The sequence below is a fragment of the Actinacidiphila sp. bgisy167 genome (assembly GCF_965342175.1).
In the GTDB taxonomy this organism is placed as follows: Bacteria; Actinomycetota; Actinomycetes; order Streptomycetales; family Streptomycetaceae; genus Actinacidiphila.
In genome coordinates this window covers 73,056-97,851 of sequence record NZ_CBDRBL010000006.1, presented here as the reverse complement: position 1 = coordinate 97,851, position 24,796 = coordinate 73,056, and the positions used below count along the sequence as shown (strand labels likewise).

Annotated in this window: 20 protein-coding genes and 2 tRNA genes; 8 read left to right on the top strand and 14 right to left on the bottom strand. The window is 74.0% G+C overall.

Translation table 11 applies throughout. The annotated features are described in order from the left end of the window. Positions 1–82: 82 nt before the first annotated feature. Together ACRWND_RS04080 and ACRWND_RS04075 are read left to right on the top strand one after the other, a co-directional pair. The gene (locus tag ACRWND_RS04080) at positions 83–2,287 is read left to right on the top strand and encodes an elongation factor G-like protein EF-G2 (protein ID WP_431945948.1); all 2,205 of its coding nucleotides are present in this window, start codon (positions 83–85) and stop codon (positions 2,285–2,287) included. A gap of 190 nt (positions 2,288–2,477) precedes the next feature. Next, positions 2,478–4,121, top strand: coding sequence for a hypothetical protein (locus tag ACRWND_RS04075; RefSeq protein ID WP_431945946.1), 1,644 nt, complete (start codon positions 2,478–2,480; stop codon positions 4,119–4,121). Positions 4,122–4,262: 141 nt separating this feature from the next. On the opposite strand, the gene ACRWND_RS04070 is transcribed toward ACRWND_RS04075, so the two are convergent. Beyond that, positions 4,263–4,823, bottom strand: a complete 561-nt coding sequence (locus tag ACRWND_RS04070) for an HIT family protein (RefSeq protein WP_431945945.1) — start codon at positions 4,821–4,823, stop codon at positions 4,263–4,265. A 65-nt stretch (positions 4,824–4,888) separates the two neighbouring features. Here ACRWND_RS04070 and ACRWND_RS04065 point away from each other — a divergent pair, with 65 nt between their 5' ends. Further along, a complete protein-coding gene (locus ACRWND_RS04065) occupies positions 4,889–5,566 on the top strand; it encodes a potassium channel family protein (protein WP_431945943.1) in 678 nt (225 codons plus the stop codon). 28 nt (positions 5,567–5,594) lie between these two features. Here the strand turns inward: ACRWND_RS04065 and thrS are convergent, their stop codons facing one another. The 3 genes from thrS to ACRWND_RS04050 form a co-directional block, all read right to left on the bottom strand. Beyond that, entirely contained in the window at positions 5,595–7,577 is a 1,983-nt protein-coding gene (gene thrS, locus ACRWND_RS04060; RefSeq protein ID WP_431945941.1) for a threonine--tRNA ligase, read from the bottom strand. A gap of 161 nt (positions 7,578–7,738) precedes the next feature. After that, positions 7,739–8,929: a hypothetical protein gene (locus ACRWND_RS04055; protein ID WP_431945939.1), complete on the bottom strand. Its 1,191-nt coding sequence runs from the start codon at positions 8,927–8,929 to the stop codon at positions 7,739–7,741. Further along, positions 8,929–9,495 (bottom strand): DUF4365 domain-containing protein, encoded by a 567-nt coding sequence (locus ACRWND_RS04050; protein ID WP_431945937.1) that lies wholly within the window; start codon positions 9,493–9,495, stop codon positions 8,929–8,931. The genes ACRWND_RS04055 and ACRWND_RS04050 overlap by 1 nt, the downstream gene beginning before the upstream one ends. A 170-nt stretch (positions 9,496–9,665) precedes the next feature. On the opposite strand from ACRWND_RS04050, the gene ACRWND_RS04045 reads away from it, so the two are divergent. Then, positions 9,666–10,406, top strand: coding sequence for an exonuclease domain-containing protein (locus tag ACRWND_RS04045; protein ID WP_431945936.1), 741 nt, complete (start codon positions 9,666–9,668; stop codon positions 10,404–10,406). A 144-nt stretch (positions 10,407–10,550) separates the two neighbouring features. Here ACRWND_RS04045 and ACRWND_RS04040 read toward each other — a convergent pair. Continuing rightward, positions 10,551–10,622, bottom strand: a tRNA-Val gene (locus ACRWND_RS04040). 38 nt (positions 10,623–10,660) lie between these two features. Next, the gene (locus ACRWND_RS04035) at positions 10,661–11,137 is read right to left on the bottom strand and encodes an SRPBCC family protein (protein WP_431945934.1); all 477 of its coding nucleotides are present in this window, start codon (positions 11,135–11,137) and stop codon (positions 10,661–10,663) included. An 80-nt stretch (positions 11,138–11,217) separates the two neighbouring features. On the opposite strand from ACRWND_RS04035, the gene ACRWND_RS04030 reads away from it, so the two are divergent. After that, positions 11,218–13,614, top strand: a complete 2,397-nt coding sequence (locus ACRWND_RS04030; protein ID WP_431945932.1) for an SCO7613 C-terminal domain-containing membrane protein — start codon at positions 11,218–11,220, stop codon at positions 13,612–13,614. Positions 13,615–13,701: 87 nt separating this feature from the next. Here ACRWND_RS04030 and ACRWND_RS04025 read toward each other — a convergent pair whose 3' ends face one another. Genes ACRWND_RS04025 through ACRWND_RS04010 form a run of 4 tightly spaced genes read right to left on the bottom strand, consistent with a single transcriptional unit; the run spans position 13,702 to position 17,451 of the window. Beyond that, entirely contained in the window at positions 13,702–15,156 is a 1,455-nt protein-coding gene (locus tag ACRWND_RS04025) for a glycosyltransferase 87 family protein (RefSeq protein ID WP_431945930.1), read from the bottom strand. Beyond that, positions 15,153–16,052 (bottom strand): class I SAM-dependent methyltransferase, encoded by a 900-nt coding sequence (locus ACRWND_RS04020; protein ID WP_431945928.1) that lies wholly within the window; start codon positions 16,050–16,052, stop codon positions 15,153–15,155. The genes ACRWND_RS04025 and ACRWND_RS04020 overlap by 4 nt, the downstream gene beginning before the upstream one ends. Beyond that, positions 16,049–16,705 carry a TIGR04282 family arsenosugar biosynthesis glycosyltransferase gene (locus tag ACRWND_RS04015; RefSeq protein WP_431945926.1) on the bottom strand — a complete coding sequence of 219 codons (657 nt, stop codon included), beginning with the start codon at positions 16,703–16,705 and terminating at the stop codon, positions 16,049–16,051. The genes ACRWND_RS04020 and ACRWND_RS04015 overlap by 4 nt, the downstream gene beginning before the upstream one ends. After that, entirely contained in the window at positions 16,702–17,451 is a 750-nt protein-coding gene (locus tag ACRWND_RS04010) for a glycosyltransferase family 2 protein (protein WP_431945925.1), read from the bottom strand. Before ACRWND_RS04010 ends, ACRWND_RS04015 begins: the two co-directional genes overlap by 4 nt. A 115-nt stretch (positions 17,452–17,566) precedes the next feature. On the opposite strand from ACRWND_RS04010, the gene ACRWND_RS04005 reads away from it, so the two are divergent. Both ACRWND_RS04005 and ACRWND_RS04000 read left to right on the top strand, forming a co-directional pair. After that, the gene (locus ACRWND_RS04005) at positions 17,567–18,286 is read left to right on the top strand and encodes a response regulator transcription factor (RefSeq protein ID WP_431945923.1); all 720 of its coding nucleotides are present in this window, start codon (positions 17,567–17,569) and stop codon (positions 18,284–18,286) included. Next, positions 18,276–19,388, top strand: coding sequence for a sensor histidine kinase (locus ACRWND_RS04000; RefSeq protein ID WP_431945921.1), 1,113 nt, complete (start codon positions 18,276–18,278; stop codon positions 19,386–19,388). The genes ACRWND_RS04005 and ACRWND_RS04000 overlap by 11 nt, the downstream gene beginning before the upstream one ends. A gap of 71 nt (positions 19,389–19,459) precedes the next feature. On the opposite strand, the gene ACRWND_RS03995 is transcribed toward ACRWND_RS04000, so the two are convergent. From ACRWND_RS03995 to ACRWND_RS03985, 3 genes are all read right to left on the bottom strand, one after another. Next, positions 19,460–20,512 carry an NAD-dependent epimerase/dehydratase family protein gene (locus tag ACRWND_RS03995; protein ID WP_431945919.1) on the bottom strand — a complete coding sequence of 351 codons (1,053 nt, stop codon included), beginning with the start codon at positions 20,510–20,512 and terminating at the stop codon, positions 19,460–19,462. Between the two features lie 84 nt (positions 20,513–20,596). Further along, complete coding sequence (locus ACRWND_RS03990) at positions 20,597–21,097, bottom strand: hypothetical protein (RefSeq protein ID WP_431946038.1); 501 nt, start codon at positions 21,095–21,097, stop codon at positions 20,597–20,599. 2 nt (positions 21,098–21,099) lie between these two features. Then, positions 21,100–22,455, bottom strand: a complete 1,356-nt coding sequence (locus ACRWND_RS03985) for a molybdopterin-dependent oxidoreductase (RefSeq protein WP_431945917.1) — start codon at positions 22,453–22,455, stop codon at positions 21,100–21,102. Positions 22,456–22,746: 291 nt separating this feature from the next. Here ACRWND_RS03985 and ACRWND_RS03980 point away from each other — a divergent pair, with 291 nt between their 5' ends. Beyond that, on the top strand, positions 22,747–24,603 hold the full coding sequence (locus ACRWND_RS03980) for an NAD-binding protein (RefSeq protein ID WP_431945915.1): 1,857 nt from the start codon (positions 22,747–22,749) through the stop codon (positions 24,601–24,603). A gap of 70 nt (positions 24,604–24,673) precedes the next feature. On the opposite strand, the gene ACRWND_RS03975 is transcribed toward ACRWND_RS03980, so the two are convergent. Continuing rightward, positions 24,674–24,745: transfer RNA gene (locus tag ACRWND_RS03975), tRNA-Val, on the bottom strand. Positions 24,746–24,796: the final 51 nt, after the last annotated feature.

The following is a 24,796-nucleotide window of genomic DNA, read 5'->3' as shown; positions in this document are numbered from 1 at the left end:
CGGGCGCCATTGCAGACCGCCTGGGCGGGTGGTCTCCCGTGGCGCCAGTCCCCATGCCGTGACGGACCGGGAGGCGAGGCACATGGGTGACAGGAGAGAGGCAGGTCCGGGAGCCGCCGGAAGGGCACGGGCGGCCGACCGGCCCGAGGACGTACGCAACGTGGTGCTGGTCGGCCACAGTGGCTCCGGGAAGACGACACTGGTCGAGGCGCTCGCCCTGGCGACAGGGGCGGTGAACCGCGCCGGGCAGGTGGCCGACGGGGCGACCGTCTCCGACCACGACGAGATCGAACACCGTCAGCAGCGCTCGGTACAGCTCTCGCTCGTACCGGTGGAGTGGGACGGAATCAAGATCAATCTGCTGGACTCCCCCGGGTACGCCGACTTCGTGGGGGAGCTCAGGGCCGGTCTGCGCGCCGCGGACGCGGCCCTCTTCGTCGTCTCGGCGGCCGACGGCGTCGACGGGGCGACCCGCATGGTCTGGGAGGAGTGCGCGGCGGTCGGCATGCCGCGCGCGGTCGTCGTCACGCACCTGGAGTCGGCCCGGGCCGACTTCGACGAGATGACCGAGACCTGCCGCGAGGCCTTCGGGGGCGACTCCCCCGACGCGGTGCTGCCGCTGTACCTCCCGCTGCACGGAGAGCAGACCGCGGAGGGCCACGCGCCCGTGACCGGGCTCGTCGGCCTGCTGTCGCAGCGGGTCTACGACTACTCCTCCGGCAGACGCGAGGAGCGCCCCCCGGACGAGGGGCAGCTGCCGCGGATGCGGGAGGCGCGGGCCCGGCTCATCGAGGGGATCATCGCCGAGAGCGAGGACGAGACCCTGATGGACCGCTATCTCGGCGGCGAGGAACTCGACCTCAAGACGCTGGTCCAGGACTTGGAGCGGGCCGTGGCACGCGGCTCCTTCCATCCCGTGCTGGCCGCCGCGCCCGCCGCCGAGGGCTGCCGGCAGGGCATCGGCACCGTGGAGCTGCTGGATCTGATCACCGGCGGCTTCCCGACGCCGCTGGAGCGCGGGATCCCGCACGTCACGACGCCGCAGGGCACCGCGCACCCGCAGCTGGCCTGCGACCCGGAAGGGCCGCTGGCCGCCGAGGTCGTGAAGACCTCCTCCGACCCCTATGTGGGGCGGATCAGCCTCGTGCGGGTCTTCTCCGGAACCCTGCGCCCCGACGAGACGGTCCACGTCTCGGGTCACGGCCTGGAGGACCGCGGCCACGAGGACCACGACGTCGACGAGCGCGTCGGCGCCCTGTCCTCGCCCTTCGGCAAGCACCAGCGCACGGTGCCGCACTGCGTGGCGGGAGACCTCGTCTGCGTCGCCAAGCTGAGCCGCGCGGAGACCGGCGACACGCTCTCCGCCAAGGACGACCCCCTGCTGATGGAGCCCTGGCTGATGCCGGACCCGCTGCTGCCGGTCGCGATCCGGGCGCACAGCAAGGCCGACGAGGACAAGCTGTCCGTCGGCCTGTCCCGGCTCGTCGCCGAGGACCCCACGATGCGGCTGGAGCAGAACCCGGACACCCGGCAGGTCGTGCTGTGGTGCCTCGGGGAGGCGCATATGGACGTGGCGCTGGAGCGGCTGCGCACGCGCTACGGCGTGCAGGTCGACGCCGTGCCGCACAAGGTGGCGCTGCGCGAGACCTTCGGCGAGAGGACGGCGGCGCGCGGACGGCACGTCAAGCAGTCCGGCGGGCACGGCCAGTACGCCATCTGCGACATCGAGGTCGAACCGCTGCCTGTCGGCTCCGGCATCGACTTCGTCGACAAGGTCGTCGGCGGCGCCGTCCCCCGGCAGTTCATCCCCTCGGTGGAGAAGGGCGTACGTGCCCAGGCCGCCAAGGGCGTGGCCCTGGGCTTCCCGGTCGAGGACATCCGCATCACCCTGGTCGACGGCAAGGCGCACTCCGTGGACTCCTCCGACGCCGCCTTCCAGACGGCGGGCGCGCTCGCCCTGCGCGAGGCGGCCTCGCAGTGCCGCATCCACCTGCTCGAACCCGTCAGCGAGATCCGGGTGATGGTGCCCGACGAATACGTCGGGCCGGTCATGAGCGACCTGTGCGGCCGCCGCGGCCGGGTGCTGGGCACCGAACCGGTGGGCCAGGGGCGCACATTGGTGCGGGCCGAGGTACCGGAGATCGAGATCGGGCGCTACGCGGTCGATCTGAGGTCGCTGTCGCACGGCACCGGACGGTACGGCCGCAGCTACGCGCGGCATGAGCCGATGCCGCCTCAGCTGGCGCAGAGGCTGAGGGAGCAGCACGGGAAGGACTCCGGCAAGTAGCCCCCGAGCAGCTGCTGCGAGCGGGAGGTCGACGGCCCGGCGGACGATCTTCTTCCGCCGGGCCGATGACGCATGTCACATGCCCCGTATACGCTGGGTGGGCGGTGTCGCAGGTGTGGCGGCGCCGCGGCAGGGGAAAGGGCCGGGACGGGTTCACTTCCGCGCGGGCGGGGACCAGAAGGGGGCGGCAGTGACCGACGGTTTCGACTTCCTGAGCCCGGGCGCGCAGATACCGCTGAGCGGTTCCGACGGGCAGACGGGAGCCACCCAGGCGCTCGCTTCGGCCGCGTACCGCGACACCCCCCTGAAGGCCCTGTCGGAGGCCGACAACGGTGTGTCGTCGGCCACGGAGCCGAAGATCCAGCTGCTGCGGGCGAATCTGGGCGAGGCCTTCGCCCGCGCCGTGCAGAACCGGATGCTCGGCGCCGGACGCAACGAGTTGGTGCAGTCCTTCGGCGCCGAGCCGCAGACCGTCGTCGAGCACTGCCTCGCCGCCAACCGGATCCGCCAGGAACGCGACACCAAGCTGACGGCCGTCATGGCCGTGTTCGGCCTGCTCTTCCTTCCGGGGACGCTGATCTGGCTGGGCGCCTTCCAACTGCGGGCCGCCATACGGAAGCCCGAGAACTCCCGGGCGGGGCTGCTCGGCTCGGTGGTGTTCGTCGTGGTCGGCTTCCTCACCCTCCTGTTCATCGTCAACCCGCCGCTCGCCGGCTTCTGGTCGCAGTACCTGCGGGTGATGCTGGTGGCCCCGGTGCTCGGCTGGTTCTGGGCGCAGCGCATCTGCGAGCAGACCGCCAAGGATCTGCGCGAACGCTGGGCGGGCCTGGTCTCCGGCAGCGGTGTCGGCGCCAAGATCCCCGAGGCCGTGCCGCGCAACCCCCACCAGACACGCGCCGAGACCCTGCGCCAGAACCTGGCCAAGCTCTCCGCCGAGCAGCAGAGCAACGTGGTCTTCTACGCCGGCCACAAGGGCATACTCGGCATGGGCGCCCGCTGGGGCGCCTGGCGCATGGCCGAGGAACTCACCCCGCGCGAGGGCCTGAGCGAGATCCACCCGTTCCGCAGCTGGGACGTGATCAAGGCGATCCACGGCAGGCTGCGCTCACTGGAGCTCGGCCCCCTGCACACCGGCGGCTTCCCCAAGCCGCACGTGCAGCACTGGATCGTCTCCCATGTCGGTGCGGACGCGAAGAAGATCACCCGGCCCACCGGAACGGATGTCGACGGCTACGTCGTCCGGGACTTCGAGATCCAGCGGATCTGCAACGAGCAGCAGTTCGACAAGGGCAACCGGCACTATCTGGGCGTGCAGTTCGTGGTCTGGGACGGCCAGTTGGTGATCACCATGATGGTCACCGTGACCGTGCTGGCGAGCACCCTGCGGGTCGAGGTGACCGGGCACGCCCTCGGCCCCGTGCTCTCCCTGTTCACCACGGCGCCGGAGGCCAAGGAGAAGGAGGTGGCCCACCCGCTCAAGTTCTGGGAGAAGAAGAAGGTGCAGCTGCCCCTCGTAGGGAGCGACGAGGTGGTCCGGCTCGCTGCCCGCGCCCCTTTGACGCGCTTCCCCCAGATACTCGACCACCTCGGTGGCAAGATCACCCTGCCCGAGCCCTTCGGTCTGCGGCACAGCTGGGCCTCGACGCCGTGGACGCACCGCTTCATGGCCGACGACGCGCTGCGCGCCGCCACCCCGGTGCTCCGCGCGGTGCACTCCGCGGCCATCTCCGTCATGGCGGAGAACGGCGTCGACGTCTCGAAGTTCGACAACCGCTCGGGCATCCTGAGCAACACGGTGCAGGACGCCTCGCCCGACGACGTCGACGTCTACTGACGAGGCCCGGCGGGGTGGGACGTCAGGGCTGAGGGCAGTCAGGGACGGGGCGGAGCCGGGGGGGCGGAACCGGCCCCGCCCCCGGCTTCCGGACCGACCGCGGGCGCCGCCGCGTAGGCGGTGGACGCCGCGGCGCGGCGGTCAGCCGGCCGGCCAGGCGTCGGCGAGCATCTTGCGCGTGTCGGCGAGGAGCTGCGGCAGCACCTTGGTGTGCCCGACCACCGGCATGAAGTTGGTGTCCCCGCCCCAGCGCGGTACCACGTGCTGGTGCAGGTGCGCGGCGATCCCCGCGCCCGCCGATGCGCCCTGGTTCATGCCGATGTTGAAGCCGTGCGCGCCAGAGGCGGAGCGCAGCGCGACCATGGCGCGCTTGGTGAACTCCGCGAGCTCAGCGGTCTCCGGCCCGTCGAGGTCGGTGTAGTCCGCGACATGGCGGTAGGGCACCACCATCAGATGGCCGCCGTTGTAGGGGTAGAGGTTCAGGACCGCGTAGACGGCGTCTCCGCGCGCGATGACGAGCCCGTCCTCGTCGCTCATCTCCGGAATCACACAGAAGGGGCAGCCGTCCCCGGCCCCGGGGCCGGTCGGCTTGTTCTCGCCCTGGATGTACGCCATGCGGTGTGGTGTCCACAGGCGCTGGAACGCGTCCTGCGTCCCCACTCCGTTCTGCAGTTCCGGCTCACTCGTCATGCCTTGCAGCATATGGCGTCGTCCCCGCCCTGCGTGTCGCCGGGGGCACTCCGGGCGGCGGGGCCGATGCTGGCCCCATGCCCATGGATGACGAGCGGCGGCTGCGTGAATGGGAGCGTTGGGGCAGCGTGCCGCTGTCCCTCGCGTCCCTGGTGTTCCTCGTCACGTACGCGGTGCGCGTGCTCGTCCCGGACCTGCCGCCCGGCTGGTCGGACCTACTGCTCCTGATCACCCTCGCGACCTGGGGACTCTTCGTGCTGGACTACGTGGTCCGAGTGGCCGTCGCGCCGGACCGCTGGACGTACGTCCGCCGGCGCTGGCTCGACCTGGTGGTGGTGTTCATGCCGCTGCTGCGCCCGCTGCGCATGCTGCAGTTCTACGGACAGATGCAGAACCGCTACCAGCGGCCGCGGCTCTCCCTGGAGGTTCGGGTCATGGCCTACGCAGGGCTCAGCGCCCTGCTGCTCGGCTTCGCGGCGAGCCTGCAGGTCTACGCGGACGAGCGGTACGCCTCCGGCGCGGAGATCCGCACCTACGGCCAGTCGGTGTGGTGGCTCTGCTCCACGATCACCACGACCGGGTACGGCGACCTGGTCCCCGTGACGGTGCGCGGGCGGGTGATCGCCGTGGGCGTGATGTTCCTGGGCGTGATCCTGATCGGCGCGGTCGTCGGGTCCTTCTCGTCCTGGCTGATCAAAAGCTTCCGCCGACCCGAGGAGCGGCCCGACGCACCGGGGCCCCCGGAGGGCGAATAGCCTCCGGGGCCCCGGTGCGTCCGGTCGCTCAGACCTGGACGCGGTCCTCCACGGCCTTGGCGATCTCGGCGATCGCCTCGTCGCGCGGGATGCCGTTCTTCTGCGAGCCGTCCCGGTAGCGGAAGGAGACCGACCCCGCCGCCATGTCCTCGTCACCGACGATGACCATGAACGGCACCTTGCTGCGCTGCGCGTTGCGGATCTTCTTCTGCATCCGGTCGGCGGAGGCGTCCACCTCGACCCGCAGACCCTTCTTCTTCGCCTCGGCGGCGAAGTCCTGCAGGTAGGACACGTGCGCGTCGCCGATCGGGATGCCGACCGCCTGGACGGGGGCCAGCCAGGCCGGGAACGCGCCCGCGTAGTGCTCCAGCAGCACGGCGAAGAAGCGCTCGATGGATCCGAAGAGCGCGCGGTGGATCATGACCGGGCGCTGCTTGGAACCGTCGGCCGCCGTGTACTCCAGATCGAAGCGCTCGGGCAGGTTGAAGTCGAGCTGCACGGTCGACATCTGCCAGGTGCGGCCGATGGCGTCCTTGGCCTGGACGGAGATCTTGGGACCGTAGAACGCGGCGCCACCCGGGTCGGGGACGAGCGGGAGGCCCTGCTTCTCCGCCACCTTCCGCAGCGTCTCCGTGGCCTCCTCCCAGATCTCGTCGGAGCCGACGAACTTCTCCGGGTCCTTGGTGGACAGCTCCAGGTAGAAGTCGGTCAGACCGTAGTCGCGCAGCAGGTTGAGGACGAAGGTGAGCGTCTTGTCGAGCTCGTCCGCCATCTGCTCCTTGGTGCAGTAGATGTGCGCGTCGTCCTGGGTGAACCCGCGGGCGCGGGTGAGGCCGTGCACGACACCCGACTTCTCGTACCGGTACACGGTGCCGAACTCGAACAGGCGCAGCGGCAGTTCGCGGTAGGAGCGGCCGCGCGCGTCGAAGACCAGGTTGTGCATCGGGCAGTTCATGGGCTTGAGGTAGTAGTCCACGCCCTCGTCGAGCTGCATGGGCGGGTACATGCCGTCGGCGTACCAGTCCAGGTGGCCGGAGGTCTCGAAGAGCTTCCCCTTGGTGGCGTGCGGGGTGTAGACGAACTCGTAGCCCTCCTCCTCGTGGCGGCGGCGCGAGTAGTCTTCCATGACCCGGCGGATGATGCCGCCCTTGGGGTGGAAGACCGCCAGGCCCGAGCCGATCTGCTCCGGGATGGAGAACAGGTCGAGCTCGGCGCCGAGCTTGCGGTGGTCGCGCTTCTCGGCCTCGACGAGGAAGTCCAGATACTCCTTGAGCTCGTCCTTGGACGGCCAGGCGGTGCCGTAGATCCGCTGCAGCTGCTTGTTCTTCTCGCTGCCGCGCCAGTAGGCGGCGGCCGAGCGCATCAGCTTGAACGCCGGGATGAGCCGGGTGGTGGGCAGGTGGGGACCGCGGCAGAGATCCTTCCAGCACAGCTCGCCGGTCTTGGCGTCCAGGTTGTCGTAGATCGTCAGCTCGCCGGCGCCGACCTCCGCCGAGGCGCCCTCGGCGGCCTCGGCGGCGGAGCCCTTGAGTCCGATCAGCTCCAGCTTGTAGGGCTCCTTCGCGAGTTCCTCGCGGGCCGCGTCGTCGCTGACGGCACGGCGGGAGAAGCGCTGCCCGCGCTTGACGATCTCCTGCATCTTCTTCTCGATGCGCTTGAGGTCGTCGGGGTGGAAGGGCTTCTCGACGTCGAAGTCGTAGTAGAAGCCGTCCTTGATCGGCGGGCCGATGCCGAGCTTGGCCTCCGGGAAGAGCTCCTGCACGGCCTGGGCCATCACATGGGCGGTGGAGTGGCGCAGGATGTCGAGGCCGTCCGGGCTGGCGATCCCCACGGGTTCGACCACGTCGCCGTCGGCTACCTCGTACGCGAGGTCCTTGAGCAGGCCGCCCACACGCGCGGCCACGACGGTGCGGTCGCCGTCGAAGAGCTCGGCCGCCGTCGTGCCCGTGGTGACCAGCCGCTCTTCCTGCTCCTCGGAATCGCGTTTGATGATCACACGGACGTCTGACACCGGTTGCTCCTGACGTATGTCCCACAGAATCCGGCAGCGGAATGCTGCACCGCTGAATCCTACCGAGCCGCGCGGGTGTACCGCGAAGCGATTGGCGCCGGTCCCTCCGCGGGGGCGACGCCGCCTGCACGGCGGGCGCCGTCAGCCGCCGTCGGGCACCGTCAGCCGCCGAAGGAGTCCTCGAAGGTGTCGACTCCGCCGTGCAGCGCCTTCAGCAGCCGGTCGCGGTCGGCCTCGTCGACGTGGACGGGAACCGGCGCGGAGGGGTGGGTGAGGTGGCGGAAGCCGGTACGGCGCTCCAACCGCCCGGAGAGCCGGACGGGCAGCCCGACCAGGTGCGCCTGGGCCGCGATGCGGTACCCCTCCTCGGGAAGGACGACACGTATGTGCCGGACGTCGGCGCCCGCCAGGACGCGCAGCCGGATGGTGCCGCCCCCGGTCGGTCGCGGACGGCGCAGCCTGGTGACGGTGCCGGTGACGCGTACGTCGACCGGGGGTTCGGCGCGCACGTACCGCTCACTGGCGGCGACCAGCGCCGGGAGGTCGCCGGGGGAGAACTCGACCGGTTCGGGCACGGTCGTGAACCCCGTGGGCGGGCCGGCCGCGGGGGCCCAGGCGAGGCTGACCAGCACGCCCTCGGTGCCGCGCACCATCCGAACCAGGGAATCGGCCAGTTCGTGGCAGACGCCGAGGCCGACGGCCGCGTCGAAAGCCTCCATGCGGCCGGTGGCCCGCTGGTAGTCCACGGCGTCCCGGGTGGCCTGCAGGGCCCGCAGCATCGTGGCCACGGTGCCGCGCCCCTCGGTGACCGGCACATAGGCGGTGAGCCGGTGGCCCGGGGCGTCACCGACCAGTACCCGCTCCAGCAGGGCCGCGGCGTGCCCGGTGTGGCGCGCGCCGAAGTAGCCGAAGCGGTCCTGCTCGGCGCGGGCGGCGGACATCAGCATGGCCCGCGCGGCGGCGCGCAGCTGCTCCGCCGCCGTCCACGGCACGGCCGCGCCCGCGGCCGGTGGCGGCTCGCGGTGCCAGCGGATCTCGTCGCCCGGGACGGCCAGCGCCGTCAGCACCTCGCGTGCCGAGGGCTCGCCGCAGCGGGCGAGCGCGTGCAGGGCCTCACCCAGCAGCTCGGAGTGGTCGGCGTAGCGGGCGGCGCCCGGGACGCTCCGCTCGGGCACCAGGAGGCTGGTCCGCGCCATGGACTCCCCATCGCCCGGCGGCGTCCAGCGGGTGTAGCGGCCCGGGGCGCCCCCGCGCCGCCGCCAGCCGTGCCGGGCGAGCAGGGCGACGAGAACGCCCGGGTCGACCTGCTCGGGGTCGGGCGGGACGATTGCGTCGTCGGACGTCCGGCTCATCAGGGCCTCCCTCCCGCCCCGACCCGCGTCATGATCTCGCACAGGGCCCGGTCGTCGAAGATCCGCGCGGTGGGGATCCGCACGGTGGTCTTGCGCCTGCCGGTCACCGCGTGGCCGGCCAGGTTCGTCCAGTAGCAGCAGTGGCGCAGCTCCAGGCGGTCGTGGCCGGCGCGCAGCCACTCCTCTTGAGTACGCGGCACGAGCATCACGACGAGGATCTTGTGCACCGAGACCGGGGTCCGGGCCAGTTTCACCAGGTGCTCGTTGTCGAGAGTGAAGGCGAAGCTCGGACCGGCAGGCCGCGGGGCGACCTGGTAGGTGCATTTGAGCTGCACCTTGATCGTGACCTCGTCGTCCACTCCGTGGCCGTGCGAACTGTGGCTTATGTGCCAGTCGATGCCGTTGTCCGGGAAGGGCTGGGCGAGCGAGCAGCCGGCGGCGGCCGCCACCGCGTGCAGATATCCCACTTGGAGGGTTTCCATGCAGCTGGTGGTGGCGAGTCCGCCGCGCAGCGGTGTGTTCCGCTCGGACAGCAGCCCACCCGGGCCTGGCTGCTCGAGCGCCATCGCTCTCCGTGCCTTTCCGGGCCCGGGAATCCTGACGATCCCCGCTGCGGAGTTCATCCCCACCAGTGACAAGTCGCAAACCGTTGCGGTTCGGTGACGTGCGGTCACGGGTACGTACCGTAAGGGCGTCCGTCGGCCGCCCGATCCCCCGACCGCACGGGAGGTGCGCCATGCCGCACTGGTACGACGGCCCGCTGGCCGCCTTCGACACGGAGACCACGGGGGTCGACGTGGAGCACGACCGGGTCGTCTCGGCGGCGTTGGCGGTCGAGGACGCCCCTGGCACACCCGTCCGGACGACCCGCTGGCTGGTGGACCCGGGCGTCCCGGTACCCGAAGGGGCCCGGGCGGTGCACGGGCTGGACGACGACTACCTCCGCGCGAACGGACGCCGTCCGGGCCCGGTGGTGGAGGAAGTGGCCCGGGCGCTCGGCGAACTGGCCGCGGCCGGGGTGCCGCTGGTGGTGATGAACGCACCCTTCGACCTGACGCTGCTCGACCGGGAGTTGAGGCGCCATCGCGGCAGGGCGCTCGACGCCTACCTGGTCCGCGGCCCGTTGCGCGTCCTCGACCCCCGGGTCCTGGACAAGCACCTCGACCGCTACCGCAAGGGCCGCCGCACCTTGACCGACCTGTGCGCCCACTACGGTGTGGCCCTGACCGACGCCCACGACGCCGCGGCGGACGCCCTCGCCGCGCTCGCCCTCGTACGGGTGCTGGGGCACCGCTTCTCCGCGCGGATCGGCGAGGTGCTGCCCGCCGAACTGCACGCCCGGCAGGCGCTCTGGCACGCGGGCCAGGCCCGCGGGCTGCAGGCGTGGTTCGCCCGCAGCGGCACCGAGGAGCGGGTCGACCCGGCCTGGCCGCTGCGACCGTCGCCGGCACGGGCCCCCGAGGAGCCCGCGGCGTAGGACTCCCCCGCGTCACGCCCGGGGAGTTGCCGCCCGGTGCCGTGCGGCACCGCGTCGTGCGACACCGCGTCGTACGGCACCGCGTCGTGCGGCCCGGTCACACGGCGAAGGGCCGGTCCGTGATGGACCGGCCCTTCGTGAGGGTGGGCGATACTGGGATCGAACCAGTGACCCCTTCGGTGTGAACGAAGTGCTCTCCCGCTGAGCTAATCGCCCGGGACGACCTGAACAATACAGGGCGCGGGCGGCTGCGTTCAAACGGCTTCCGCGCCGGGTGCGCCCTGCGCGCGCAGGGCGGCGGCCATGCCGCGCCGCCCCTGCCGCATCATCAGGGCGTGGTTGGCCCGCAGCAGCGGGCGGCACGGCACGGCCAGCCGCCGCAGCAGCGGCTTGTTGACGACCACGTCCTCCTCGAAGAGCAGCCGGGTGCCGCCGCCCGTGTGGTCGGCGGCCGCCGTCCACCGCACCCACCCCTCCAGGTCCCCGTACAGCGCCGCCTCCAGGACCCGCTCCTGCGGGTCCCGGCGCGTCTCGTGCGCGGTGACGGACAGGTCGTACGGCAGCAGCGAGCGGAAGCGCAGGGCGCCGGAGCTCGCACCGGTCCGCCGCGCCTCGCGGACCTGGGGCCACCAGGCCGGGTACTCGTGCGGGCGCTCCAGGAGGGCGTACACGGCCTCGGGTGCGGCGGCGATCCGCCACAGGCTGCGGAAGCGGTAACGGCTCCAGTCCATGGGGTCAGTGTGCGTACTCAAGCCGGAGATGAGTACCGGCGCGCATGCCCGGGTGCGTGGGCCGCGTCACACTCCGAGCCATGGAGACGACGCCCCCGCCGCACGACCGCTGCCCCGCGTGTGGAACCTGGCTGCCCGCGACGGCGCCACCGCCCGCGTGCCCGCGCTGCGCGCTGCCCCTGACCGGCCCGGTCGCCGAGGAACTGCGGGCCACCGACCGGGCACTGCTGCGGCTCGACTCCGAACGCGGCCGCCTGCTCGTGCGGCGCGGGGAGTTGCTGGCGCTGCTGCGGCCGCCGCAGCCGCCCGCACCGCGGGGCGGGCGGCCGGGCGCGGCCTGGGGCCGCGGTCCGGGCGCGCCCGGGGGTGCCGCGCCGCGGCGGGAGGCCTCGCCGCACGCGGTGCAGAACCTGCTGCTCGCCCTGGGCGGAGTGCTGCTGGCCGTCGCCGCGACCGCGTTCACCGTCATCAGCTGGGGCCACCTCGGCATCGGCGGCCGCGCCGCCGTCCTTGCCGCGCTGACACTCGCCGCGACGGGCGCGCCGGCGCTGCTGCTGCGCCGCGGGCTGACCGCGACGGCCGAGGTCGTCGCCTGCCTGGGCCTCGTCCTGCTGCTGCTCGACGCGTACGCGCTGCACCGCGTGGCCCTGTCCGGCACGGACGGGCTGCGCTACGCGGCGGTGTCCCTGGCCGTCGTCACCGCCCTCTGGGCCGGGTACGGGAAGGCGCTCGGGCGGCTCGCGCTGCCCGCGCCCTTCGCCGTGCTCATCGGCCAACTCCCCCTGCCGCTGTGGGCGTCGGCCACGGAGTCGGCCTACGGTGTCACCTCCGCCCTGCTCGTCACGGCCGCGCTGGACGCGGTGGCCGCCCTCCGTTCCGGCGGACGCGGCACGCGGATCACCGCCGCCTGCGCCGGCACGGCCGTCGGGGCGGCAGGGCTGCTCACCGCGGGCGGACTCTCCTTCTCGGCCGCCGACGCTGGTGCGGCCCTGCGCGCCGGCGCGCTGCTGCTGGGCGCCGCGGCGGTGGCGCTCGCCGTCGCGCTGCGGCGCACCGTGCCCGCCGCGGTGGCCGGAACGCTCTCGGGGGGCGTGGCGCTCACGGTCGTCGGCGCGGTGGGCGGGCTCGCCCGGACCGCTGTGCCCGGTGGCTGGGTCGTGCCGGGGTACCTGGTGTGCGCGGCGCTCGTCCTCGGCTTCGCGGCCTTCGCCGTCCCGGTCCGCCTCCGCCCGGTGGCCGCGGGGCTGGGGGCGGGAGCCGCCGCCGTACACGCCCTGGCACTGCTGTGGGCGCTGCCCTCGCTGGCCGTGGGCGTGCTCAGGCCCGACGCGTGGGAGGGCCGGTACGGCGCGGTCGTGGTGGCCGGGGTGTTCGCCGCCGAACTGGCCGCTGCGGCGCGGCTGCACCGCGGCACCGCGTACGGCCCGGTCGCCGCCTGCGGCGCCCTGGTGTCGGCGGCGCTCGCCGTGTGCGTGCCCGGCCCGCTGCCCTTGCGGCTTGTCGTCGTGGCCGCCCTGCTCGCGCTGTCGGCCAGAGCCCTCGCCAGAGCCCTCGCCTGGACCGCCCTGGCGGCTGCGTGCGGGCTCGCCGCGACGGCCGTCGCCTGGGTCCACCCCGAGCGCACGGCGACGCTCACCGTGCTCGCCGTGCTGCTGGCCTGCTTCGGCGCGCTGTACGCCGCGGCGGCACGCACCCGCGCGGTGACCGCCGCCGCCACGGTCGTCTGCGCGGCCGGCCTCGCCTGGATCGGACTGCCCGCCCACGCGGCGGCATTCACCCTCCTGGCCATCGCCGCGGCCGCCCAGAGCGCCGCCCTGCGCGCCCCCGGTCGCCCCTTCGAGGACCCCGGTCACGCGGCCGCCCTCCTCGGGGTCGTCCTCGTCGCCGACGACCCCGCGCTGCTCGCCCTCGCGCTCGCCCTCACGGGCGTCCTCACAGCGGCCGTCGCGGCGCTGCGGGCCGACCGGCGGTGGCTCGGATACGTGGCGACCTGCCTGCTGACAGCGGCGAGTTGGGTGCGCCTGGCGGCGTCCGGGGTCGGCGCCCCGGAGGCGTACACCCTCCCCGTCACGGTCGCCGCCCTGGCCCTCGGCGCCCTGCGGCGGCGCCGCGACCCCGCGTTCTCGTCCTGGGCGGCCTACGCCCCGGGGCTCGCCGCGACCCTCCTGCCGAGCCTCGCCGCCGCCTGGGGCGACCCCGGCTGGGGCCGCCCCCTCTGCCTGGGCGCGGCCTCGCTCACGGTACTGCTCCTCGGTGCCCGCCACCGGTTGGCCGCGCCGCTGCTGCTGGGTTCGGCGGTGCTCGCGCTCGACGCGCTGCACGAACTGGCTCCGTACCTCGCCCAGGCCCTCGGCGCGGTACCCCGCTGGGTGCCGCTCGCCCTGGCGGGCGTCCTCCTGCTGGGGATCGGGGCGACGTACGAGCGGCGTCTGCGCGACGTGCGCCGCGTGCGGGAGGCGCTGGGCCGCCTCAGGTGACGGTACGTGCGGGTGGGAGGTCCGCCCGCCGCCGGGGTTCCCGCCCGCGCCCCGCCCCGGCGCCGCGCAGGCCCGGCGCGGCCTCTCTCAGGAGCGCGGGCTCCTCCGCAGGAGTCGTCGTGCGGCGGCGGTGCGCAGCCAGGCGCCGCTCGCGACGCACACGGCCGCCGTGCCGTACGTCACCGCCTGGAGGGGGAAGCCCGGCAGGAGCGGACCGCCGAGGTAGAGCGCGGTGCCCGCGAAGGTGACGGTCAGCCACTCCCAGCGCCCGTCGAGCGCGACAAGCCCGACGAGCAGCAGGGAGTACCAGGGGTAGTTGGGCGAGACCAGCAGCAGCGCGGTACCGGTCAGCATCAGGGCGCCGCGCCACGGCCTGGCCGGGTCGCCCCGTCGCCACACGTACAGGGCCGCGAGGACGATCAGTACGCCGGCGGCCGCCCCCGCGGCGGCGTCCGGGAGCAGCAGACGCAGCAGGGCGAAGCGGCGCACCGCGTCGGGCTGGTAGCCCTCCTCCGCGAGGTAGCCGGGCAGGTAGCCCAGGACGCCCGCGCCCGAGGCGAAGGCGTACGGCAGATAGGCGAGCGCGATGACGGCCGCCGCCGCCGACACCGTGCGCAGGACGCGGCCCGCCCCGCGCTCCCCCGAGAGAGCGCCGGGAAGCGCCAGAAGGGGCAGCAGTTTCACGGCGGCGGCCGCACCGAGCAACGCGCCCCGCCGGGCCCCGGCGGTGGCGGTGCCGAGGGCCAGCACGGCCAGCAGGACACCGAGGGTGTCGATGTGCGCGTTGTCGACCGCCTCGAAGGGGACGGCGGGGCACCAGGCCCACAGGGCGGCACGCGCAGGGGCCCGGTCCGGGTCGCCGCGCCGGCGCAGCACCGCCAGCAGGGCGGCGGTGGTCCCGAACGCCAGCAGGGCTCCGCCCGCCTGGAGCGGCTTGTGCCGGTCGCCGGGCGAGGAGAGGAGGTCGACGGCGAGGAACCACCCTTCGGCGACCGGTGGATAGATGGTCGGGACGGTGGGGCGGTTGATCCGGGAGCACAGGCCGCTGTCCGTCCGGGTCAGTCCCCAGCCCCGGCAGGAGTCCTCGGCGGGGAACAGCCAGCCGTCGCGCAGCCTGGCCAGTTCGGGAGCGGCGGGCGGACGGGCGTACGGGGAGATCCCGGCTGCCTGGACGCGGCCGTCCCAGACGTAGCGGTACATGTCGGTGCTGGTGCGCGGCGGTCCGGCGAGGCCGGCCAGCGCCACGGCGGCCGCTCCCGCCAGGACCAGCCCCGTCGCGGCGCGCGCCGGGACGGTGCGGACGGCCCACGCGGAGGCGGCGAACAGCGCCCAGGCGACGGCGTATCCGGCCGGCAGCAGGCGGCCCGGGCCGCCCTGCCCGTCGTCCGCTCGCAGGGTGCAGACGACGACGGCGGTCAGTGCGGCCAGGAGGAGGACGACGGCGATGACGCGGACACGGGCCGGTACGCGGTGCGCAGACGTCCCGGGACGCACGGGCGGCGGCTGCGGCATGCGGGGCGGTGCGGGGGCGGTGTCGCTCATGGCCGCTGCCGCCTTCCGGTGGCCGTGGGAGAGTTGTCGCGCCGTCCTGTCCGGGGGCGGCGCAGTTCCACGAAGGAGCGGCCCTCGGCGGTCCAGCGCCCCGCCGCGACCCACCCCGCGCCTTCCGCGGTGCGCAGCAGGACGGTGACGCCGAGTCGGGCCCAGGGAAAGGGGCGGCCGTGCCGGCCGTGGCCGTCCTCGACCCGGACGACGAGGCGCTCGTCCGCGTCGTACGGCGCGGCCTCCGCCAGGAGGCGGCCACCGGGCGCGGTCAGGGCGCGCAGGCGGGTGAGGAGGGCGAACGGGTCGCCGCCGATGCCGACGTTGCCGTCCATCAGCAGGACGCTGTCCCAGCGGCCCTCCCCCGGCAGGCGGTCGAAGACGGAGCGGCGCACGGCGGAACCTCCGCGCTGCCTGGTGCGGGCCACCGCGGCCGGGCTGACGTCCACTCCGAGAGCCCGGACACCCCCGGCGGCGAGGGCCGCGACCAGGCGTCCGGGCCCGCAGCCCACGTCGAGGACGGCACCGGTGCAGCGGTCCAGGACGGCGGTGTCGGCGGTGTCGGCCGCGGCGCACCAGCGCTCGATGTCCAGCGGCAGCAGTTCCCCGTCCGCCCCAAAATCCCCGGAGTTCTCGGAGCCCCCGTCGCCGGGCGGTGGCGAGACCGGCGACAGACGCCGCAGGAAGAGCGGGCCGCGACCGGTGCGTATGGCGTGCGCATAGGGGTCGTCCGTCCATGGCTCGCCCGGCAGGCACGGGTCCGGCCGGGTGTCCGGATGCGGCGGTACGCCGAGGTCCGCCGGCCGCGCCGGCACGGTCCGGCCGGTCCACGGCGCCGCCGTCCGCGCCGTCCTTCCGGCGAGGGCGGGGTCCGGACCGCCGGGCGCGGCGCTCACCGGCGCTCTCCGCTCAGCGAGTGCAGCGCGGTGGCGAAGCGCGAGCCGGGTGCGCAGCAGGCGGCGACCGCGGCGGCGTCGGCGGCGGTGTCCACGTCCCGCAGCACCGGCAGGTCGCGGACCGTGAGACCCGCCTCGACGAGCCGGCGCCTTAGTGCCGCCCCGGTGCGCTCGGTGGACATCGGCACGCCCCGCACCAGGGCCGCGGCGAGTCCGGGATCGGCGAGCCCCAGCGCCCAGAAACCGCCGTCCTCGGCCGGACCGAACCAGGCGTCGTGGCCTGCGCCTGCGGTCTCGGCGAGGAGCCGCGCCGTCAGCTGCGGGGTGTCCATGCCGATGAGGAGGGCCGGTCCGCGGTCGCAGTGGCCGAAGGCGGCCGCGATCCGCTCGTCGAGGCCGCCGTCCTCCTGGGGCACGACATCGAAACCGGGCGGCAGCCAGCGACCGGGGGCGCCGTCCAGGACGAGCACGCGCCGCCGCGCGGGTGCCTCGAGCACGGTGTGCAGGGTGTCGGCGAGCGCGGCTTCCGCGAGGGTGGCCGCTTCCCGGGGCGTGTAGGGCGGGGTGAGCCGTGTCTTGACCCGTCCCGGGACGGGTTCCTTGGCGATCACCAGCAGCGTGGCCCGCGGCGGGGCCGGGTGACGGGCGGTCACCGCCCGGCGCCCCGGGAGGGGGCCGCCGGCTCGGGTGCGTCGGTGCCCGCTCCGGCGCCGACCGCGACCGGTTCGGCGAGGACGGAGCGCATGTCGCGTACCGCCTGCCAGGTGCCGCGCCAGGTACCCGTCACTTTGGAGCGGCCCGTGCGCGGCCGGTAGGGCACGTCCGTCTCCCGCACCCGCCAGCCGGCGTCGGCGGCGCGGACGACCATCTGCAGCGGATATCCCGACCGACGGTCCGTCAGGCCGAGGGCGAGCAGAGGTTCGCGGCGGGCGGCGCGCATCGGTCCGAGGTCGTGCAGGCGCAGGCCGGTGCGCCGGCGGACCATACGGGCGAGTTCCACGTTGGCCAGCCGGGCGTGCAAGGGCCAGGCGCGCCGTGTCACGGGCCTGCGGCGTCCGAGGACGAGGTCGGCCGCGCCGTCGAGGACGGGACCGGCGACGGCGGGGAGCAGAGCGGGGTCGAGGGAGGCGTCGCAGTCGCAGACGCAGACGACGTCGGCCGTCGCGGCGGTGACGCCCGCGTGGCAGGCGGCGCCGAAACCGCGCCGGGGTTCATGGACGACATGCGCCCCGAGGGCGCGGGCGATGTCCGCCGAACCGTCGGTGGAGCCGTTGTCGACGACGATCGCGCGCCATCCCGGCGGGATGCGGTCCAGCACCCACGGCAGGGCCTCGGCCTCGTCGAGGCAGGGCAGCACCACGTCCACGGCGGCGGAAGGAGAGGAGGAGGACTCGATCACCCCACTCACCCTACGGGCACAAAAGCGGCAAAAGGGACTTGGGCGTCTTACGGATCGCTGACGTCCCGCCAGCGCTCCCACCTCCGGCCGAAACGCGGGTGCGAGACTCGGTGGCGTGAAGCACGTACTCGTCGTGGACGACGACGCCACCGTCGCCGAGGTCGTCGTCGGCTACCTGAACCGGGCCGGTTTCGCCGTCGACGTGGCCTGCGACGGCCCGACCGCCGTGGCCCTGGCCGCTGCCCGGGCGCCCGACCTGGTGGTCCTGGACCTGATGCTCCCCGGCATGGACGGCCTCGAGGTCTGCCGCCGCCTGCGCGCCGGCGGCCCGCTCCCCGTGATCATGCTGACCGCACGCGGCGACGAGGCGGACCGCGTCCTCGGCCTGGAGGTCGGGGCGGACGACTACGTCACCAAGCCCTTCAGCCCCCGCGAACTCGTGCTCAGGGTGGAGTCGGTGCTGCGCCGCGCGGGAGAGCCGGCGGGCCGGACCGCCCCGGCCGCGGCGGCGCTGCGGGCCGGCCCGCTCGCTCTGTACCCGGACGCCCGCCGGGTCACCCGCCACGGGACCGACCTCTCCCTGACGGCACGTGAGTTCGACCTGCTGCGCTTCTTGCTGCGGCATCCCGGAAGGGCCATGAGCCGCGAGGAGCTGATGCACCGGGTGTGGGGCTGGGAGTTCGGCGACCTGTCGACCGTCACCGTCCACGTCCGCCGCCTGCGCGAGAAGATCGAGGAGGATCCCGCGCGCCCCCGCCTGATCAGCACCGTGTGGGGTGTGGGCTACCGGTTCGACCCTCCGGCCGCGGAGAAGGAGGCCGGCGATGGTGCGTGACGCCGTCCTCATCGTGGCCTATGCGGCCGTCGGCGCGGCCGGCGCCGGCCTGCTCGGCACGGGTGCCCTGCGGCTGCTGCGCCACCGCTCGGTCGCGCTGTCGCTGGCGGTGGTGGCCGCGGTCGCGGTCGCGGCGATGCTCGCCGGAACCATGCTCGTGGCCTGGGCCATGTTCCTCTCCGACCACGACATGTGGGTCGTCACCACGGTCTGCTCCGTCGCGGCGGTCGTGTCGCTCGCGGTGGCGCTCACGCTGGGCCGCGGCGTGGTCCGCGGCAGCCGGGCCCTGGCCGAGGCCACCCGCGCCCTCGGCGAGGACGGCGGCTTCACCCCGCCCGCCGCCGCGCCCACCGCCGAACTCGCCGAGCTCGGCCGGGAGCTGGCCGCCACCAGCGCGAAGCTCGCCGCCTCCAGGGAGCGGGAGAGGGCCCTGGAGGAATCCCGCCGCGAACTGGTCGCCTGGATCTCCCATGACCTGCGCACCCCGCTCGCCGGGCTGCAGGCCATGGCCGAGGCCCTGGAGGACGGCATCGCCGCGGACCCCGCCGTCTACCACGCCCGCATCCGCAGGGAAGTCGCGCGCATGACCGGCATGGTCGGCGACCTCTTCGAGCTCTCCCGCATCCAGGCCGGTGTCCTCGCCCTCAGCACCACCCGCATGTCGGTCTACGACCTCGTCGGCGACGCGCTGGCGGGAGCCGCCGCCACGGCCGAGGCGCACGGCGTGCGGATCGTCGGGGACGGCGTCGAACCCGTCCCGGTGGAGGTGGACGGCCGTGAGATGACCCGCGCCCTGGCCAACCTCCTCGTCAACGCCATCCACCGGACGCCGGCCGACGGCACCGTCGCGGTCTCGGCCCACCGGGAGTCGGACAGCGTCGTCGTGTCCGTCACGGACGGCTGCGGCGGCATTCCTGCGGAGGATCTGCCCCGCGTCTTCGACACGGGGTGGCGCGGCACCGATGCGCGGACCCCGCCCGCCGGTGCGGGTCTGGGGCTGGCGATCGTGCGGGGCATCGTCGAGGCCCACCAGGGGCGGGCGGCGGTGCGCAACGTCCCCGGCGGCTGCCGCTTCGAGGTCCGTCTGCCCGCCGCCGCCTGACGTCCCCACCGGTGCCGGGCGCGCCCGCACCGTCCGGGCCCGGGCGGGCGGCGGGCGGACGGGCGGGCGGATCAGCCGTCACGCAGCGGAGCCGTCGCGAGCCGCGCCATCCCCTCGGCGAAGCCGACGTGCGGTTTCCAGCCCAGTTCGTCCCGCAGCCTGCGGGAGGAGGCGGTGATGTGGCGGACGTCGCCGAGCCGGTACTCGCCCGTGACCACCGGCGTCCTCGTGCCGTGCGCCTTCGCCAGGGCGGCGGCCATCTCCCCCACCGTGTGCGGCTCGCCGCTGCCCACGTTGTACGCCCGCGCGGTCCCCTCCGGCAGCCCGGGCAGACCGTCCAGCGCGGCCAGGTTGGCCCCGGCCACGTCCCGTACGTGGACGAAGTCGCGCCGCTGGCCGCCGTCCTCGAACACCCGGGGCGCCTCACCGCGCTCCAGCGCGGACCGGAACAGCGAGGCGACCCCGGCGTACGGGGTGTCGCGCGGCATCCCCGGCCCGTACACGTTGTGGTACCGCAACGCGATCACCCGTCCGCCCACCGCGCGAGCCCATGCGGAGGCGAGGTGCTCCTGCGTCAGTTTGGTGGCGGCGTAGACGTTGCGCGGGTCCAGCGGGGCGTCCTCGGCCACCAGTCCGGGCGCCAGCGGTTCGCCGCACCTCGGACACGGCGGTTCGAAGCGTCCCGCCCTCAGGTCGGACTCCGCGCGCGGCCCCGGCTCCACGACGCCGTGCGCCGGGCACTCATAGCGTCCCTCGCCGTAGACCACCATCGAACTGGCCAGCAGCAGGGCGCCCACCGCCGCCTCCGCCATGCCGGCCAGGAGCACCGCGGTGCCCAGGTCGTTGCACCCCACATAGGCGGGTGCGTCGCCGAAGTCCTTGCCGAGTCCGACCATCGCCGCCTGATGGCAGACGGCGTCCACACCGTGCAGGGCCTCGGCGACAGCCGAGGCGTCGCGGACGTCGGCGTGCCTCCAGTCCACCCCGTCGGGGACCGGCGGGGGCGTGCGGTGCGCGGCGGGCAGCAGTGCGTCGAGCACGCGCACCTCGTGCCCGGCGCTGCTGAGGGCGGTGACGACGTGCGAGCCGATGAAGCCCGCACCTCCGGTGACGAGGATCAACATGCGACGACCGTACGGCCGCCCGCCCCGCCCGCGGCCGCACGACGCCGTCACGTCAGCGGTTCGTAAGCCTTCGCACGAAGGAGGTCATCCTCGACCGCTGCCCGCAGGGGGCCGCTTCCCGCCGCCCCGCGCCCGTCGGCGGGCCCGGCCCAGCCTGGCGGCGAGGACCACGGCGGACAGGCCGAACAGCACGGCGGTGACGGCCAGCCAGCGGCCGAGGTAGACGTCGTCGGAGAGCCCCGTGGCCGCCTCGTAGGGGCCGGACAGCCGCAGGATCAGGGGGAACCAGGTCAGGAGCAGGACGCCGGACAGGAAGGCGGGTACGCGCACATGGTTGATCCAGGGCAGCGCGGGCGTGTCCTGGACCCGGTGGCGGAGGACGGAACGGGCCGACAGGTCGGCGAGCGAGTACAGCGGCAGCAGGATGAGGTCGTGCAGGATCGCCGCGCCCACCAGCCAGATCGCCACCTCCACGGGCCGCTGCGCGAACAGGCGGACGCAGGCGTACCCGGTGACGGCGAGGGAGCACAGGAGGACGAGGAGGTGGAGGGGACTGGCACCGTACCAGCGCAGGCTTCGGAGCATGATCACGTCCGGAAGGTGAGGCGGTGGACCCACTTGGTGTTGTTGACCCCGGGGTTGGCCGGGACGATGACACGTGCCGGATAGCCGTGGTCCAAGGACAGGTCCGCTCCGTTGACCCGCAGCGCCAGCAGGGCCCGCGGGTCGTGGATCTGGTTTCCCCGCAGCATCACCGAGCTGTAGGGGCCCGGGGGCTGGACGGACTCCACCAGCACGCTGCCGGCGTCACGCAGCCCGCTGAGCGCCGCGAGGTCGGCGAGCCGCAGGCCCTCCCACTGCTGGTCGGTGGTCGACCAGCCCTCCACGCAGGCGATCGGCAGGGCCGCGGTGTGCAGCGGCATGGCCAGCAGCTGTTCGCGGGTGAGGACCACTGTCCGTCCGCTGCCGCGCACCTCGAGCCGCCATGAGGGGCCGACGAGTCGCGGGGTGACACCGACGGACGTGGCCGTCTTGTTGATCTGGAAGCCGTTCGGGCCGCTGCCCGGCTCGCGGTTGTGCGGCGCGAGCAGCGCCGTGTCGCGCAGCCGGCCGCCGATGCTCTGCCCCGCGGTGACCACCAGCGCGAGCAGCGATCCGGCGCCGACCATCCCCACCGCGCCGCGCCGGCTGATGGTGGGGGACGCCGGCGCGACGGGCACCAGGCCGTCCTGATCGGGCGGTTCGGGGCGGGTGCCGGCGACCCCGGTGCGCAGTTCCCGGATCGGATCGCGGCTGCGCAGGGCGCGCCGCATCCGGCCGAGTCTGAGGCTCACATGGACGACGAAGGCGGCGATGAACACCCAGGCGCCATAGAAGTGCAGCGTGTAGAAGGAGCCGGGGAAGACGTAGAGGAGCTGGATGTTGAAGATCCCGGTCACGAACTCGAAGATGACACCGCCCACCAGCAGGAGCAGCGAGAAGCGTTCGAGCGCGTGAGCCGGCGACCGCAGCGGCGGCCACACGAAGAGCTTCGGGATCACCGACCAGAGCTTCGCCAGCACCACCGGCACGAGGACCACTCCGAGCGTCACATGCACGCCCTGGGTCAGCCGGTACAGCCAGGCGGGATCGGTGGGCCAGTCGAAGAGGTAGAAGCCGAACAGTCCCTTGTCCGGCGTCTGGTCGTTGGTCGGACCCAGGTCCGGGTTGTAGGCGGCGTAGGAGAGCGCGCCGGTCACGAACATCACCGGGATGCCGAACAGCAGCACCAGGCCGAAGACCGACGTCAGCCACGGCCCGCGGATGGGGCTGCGCCAGAACTCGGGACGGAAGGGACCCGCGGGGGCGCCGGCGGTGAAGGCACGGCGCCATCGTGGCGATGCCTGTGCTTTCCCCGGCTGTCCCGGCCCCCTGTTCGGCGATGGTTCTCCGCTGCCGCTCATGGTCCATGACATATCCCGGCCGCGGCCGGGGTCCGTCGCGCCGCCACCGGGAACCGCTGAATGTCGACCGAACAGGCGCGTGCCGCGGTGGACGGGCGACCGGGGCACACCCTCGGCGGCAGAGCGGATACCCTGCCGCAGGGCCGGCCGCGCCCGATCGGTCCGGCGCTGCCGCCGGGGGCGGAGAGCCCGCCCGGAAGCGGAAACGGGGGGCACGTGCCGGGGATCGGGGAAGCCGCGGGCATGCCGGGTGTGCCGAGCCAGAGGCGCAGTGCACCGCTGCTCGGACACATGGTCATCTGCGGAGAGGACGCGCTCGTCCACCGGCTCGCCCACGAACTGGCCGCCAGCTACCGCCAGCACGTCACGGTGGTCCTGCCCTCGCTGCGCCACGACCGCGGACCCCGGATCGCCGAACTGGCGCGGCGGCACGGCGTGCGCGTGCTCGAAGCGGTGGAGCCGAGCGACACCACCCTGCTCGAGGCGGGTGTGCGGGACGCGGTGGCGCTGGCGCTCGCGTACGGCGACGACCAGACCAACATCCACGCCGCCTTACGGGCCCGGCGCCTGAACCCCGACATCCGGCTCGTCATCCGCATGTACAACCGCAAGCTGGGCCGGCATCTGGAGGAGATGCTCGAACGGGCCGCCGCGGCCCGCTCTCCGCAGCTGCGGCCCTACGAGCTCGACGCGTCCACCACCGTCCTGTCCGACGCGGACACCGCCGCCCCGGCCCTGGTGGCGGCGGCCGTGGTCGGGAGCAGCAAGGTCGTCCAGGCCGGCGGACTGATCCTGGGCGCCGCCGAGCGTCCGCTCAACAGCGAGGACGACGGGCCGCGCCATCCGCCGGCGCTGTGCACCCTGGCCGTGCTGTCCGACTCCCCCGCCGATCCGGGTGGCGAGGCCGACGCCGCCGGCCCGGGCGGCGCGCGGCTGCTGCCCGACGACAGCACCGTGCGGGCCGCTGCCGGGGCGCACGGCCGTGTCGTCCTGGAGACGGTCACCCGGGACCAGGGCAGGCCCGCGGGCCGGCGGCGCAGGGGCGCGCCACCCCTGCGGGAGCTCTTCTCCCGGCGGCTGGGGTACGCCTTCGCCGGGCTCATCGTCCTTCAGGTGCTCTTCGCCGCCCTGACCTGGCGTGCCGTCGGGGGCTCGCCCCTGCACGCCGCGTACCTGTCGCTGCTTGACCTGCTCAACATCAACGATCCGGCGGTGGACGACCGCCCCGGACGGCAGATCCTCCAGTTGCTGTCCGGACTCTCCGGCGCGGCGCTGCTGCCGGTGCTCTTCGCGATCGTGCTGGAGACGCTGGGCAGCTTCCGCACCGCCTCCGCGCTGCGGTCGCCGCCCCGGGGTCTGTCCGGGCACATCGTCCTGATCGGCCTGGGCAAAGTGGGCAGCCGGGTCCTGGACAGGCTGTGCGCGCTCGACATCGACGTGGTGTGCGTCGAACGGGACCCCGAGGCGCGCGGCGTGGCCCATGCCCGCGCTCGGCGCGTACCGGTCGTCATCGGCGACGCCACCGAGGAAGGGGTCCTGGACGACGCCCGGATCGGCTCCAGCCGGGCACTGATGGCTCTCACCAGCGACGACACCACCAATCTGGAAGCCGCGCTGAGCGCCCGCGAGGCCGCCCCCGGCCTGCGCGTGGTGATGCGGATCTTCGACGACGACTTCGCCACCACCGTCTACCGGGCGATGCGGGACTCCTATCCCGAGGCCACGACCCGCAGCCGCAGCGTCTCCACCCTGGCGGCGCCCGCGTTCGCCGGCGCGATGATGGGCCGCCAGGTCCTCGGCGCCATTCCGGTGGAACGCCAGGTGCTGGTCTTCGCGGCGATCGAGGTACGCGATCACGCGGAACTGCAGGGACGCACCATCAGCGACGCCTTCCGCCCGGGCGAGTGGCGGGTGCTCGCCCTCGACCTGGCCGCGCCCTCCGACCGGCGGCCGGACCTGGCCGCGGCGATGGACCACGATCTCCGTCCCCGTGAGCCCGAACTGGCCTGGGACCTGCACCCCGGCTACGTCCTGCGGCCCGACGACCGCGTCGTCCTCGCGGCCACCCGCCACGGCCTCGCCCGCCTGCTGCAGCACCGCGGCCCCCAGGCACAGGACCCGGCCCGTGACGCGGCCCCGGAGCTGTGAGCCCGGCGCGCGCCCGCACACGACGCCGAGGGCCCGGAAGCCGCTACGGCTTCCGGGCCCTCGGTCCGGGTGGGCGATACTGGGATCGAACCAGTGACCCCTTCGGTGTGAACGAAGTGCTCTCCCGCTGAGCTAATCGCCCGGGTGCGGGACCAACATTACCGCATGTCAGCGGGTGCCCCCGACCATCACG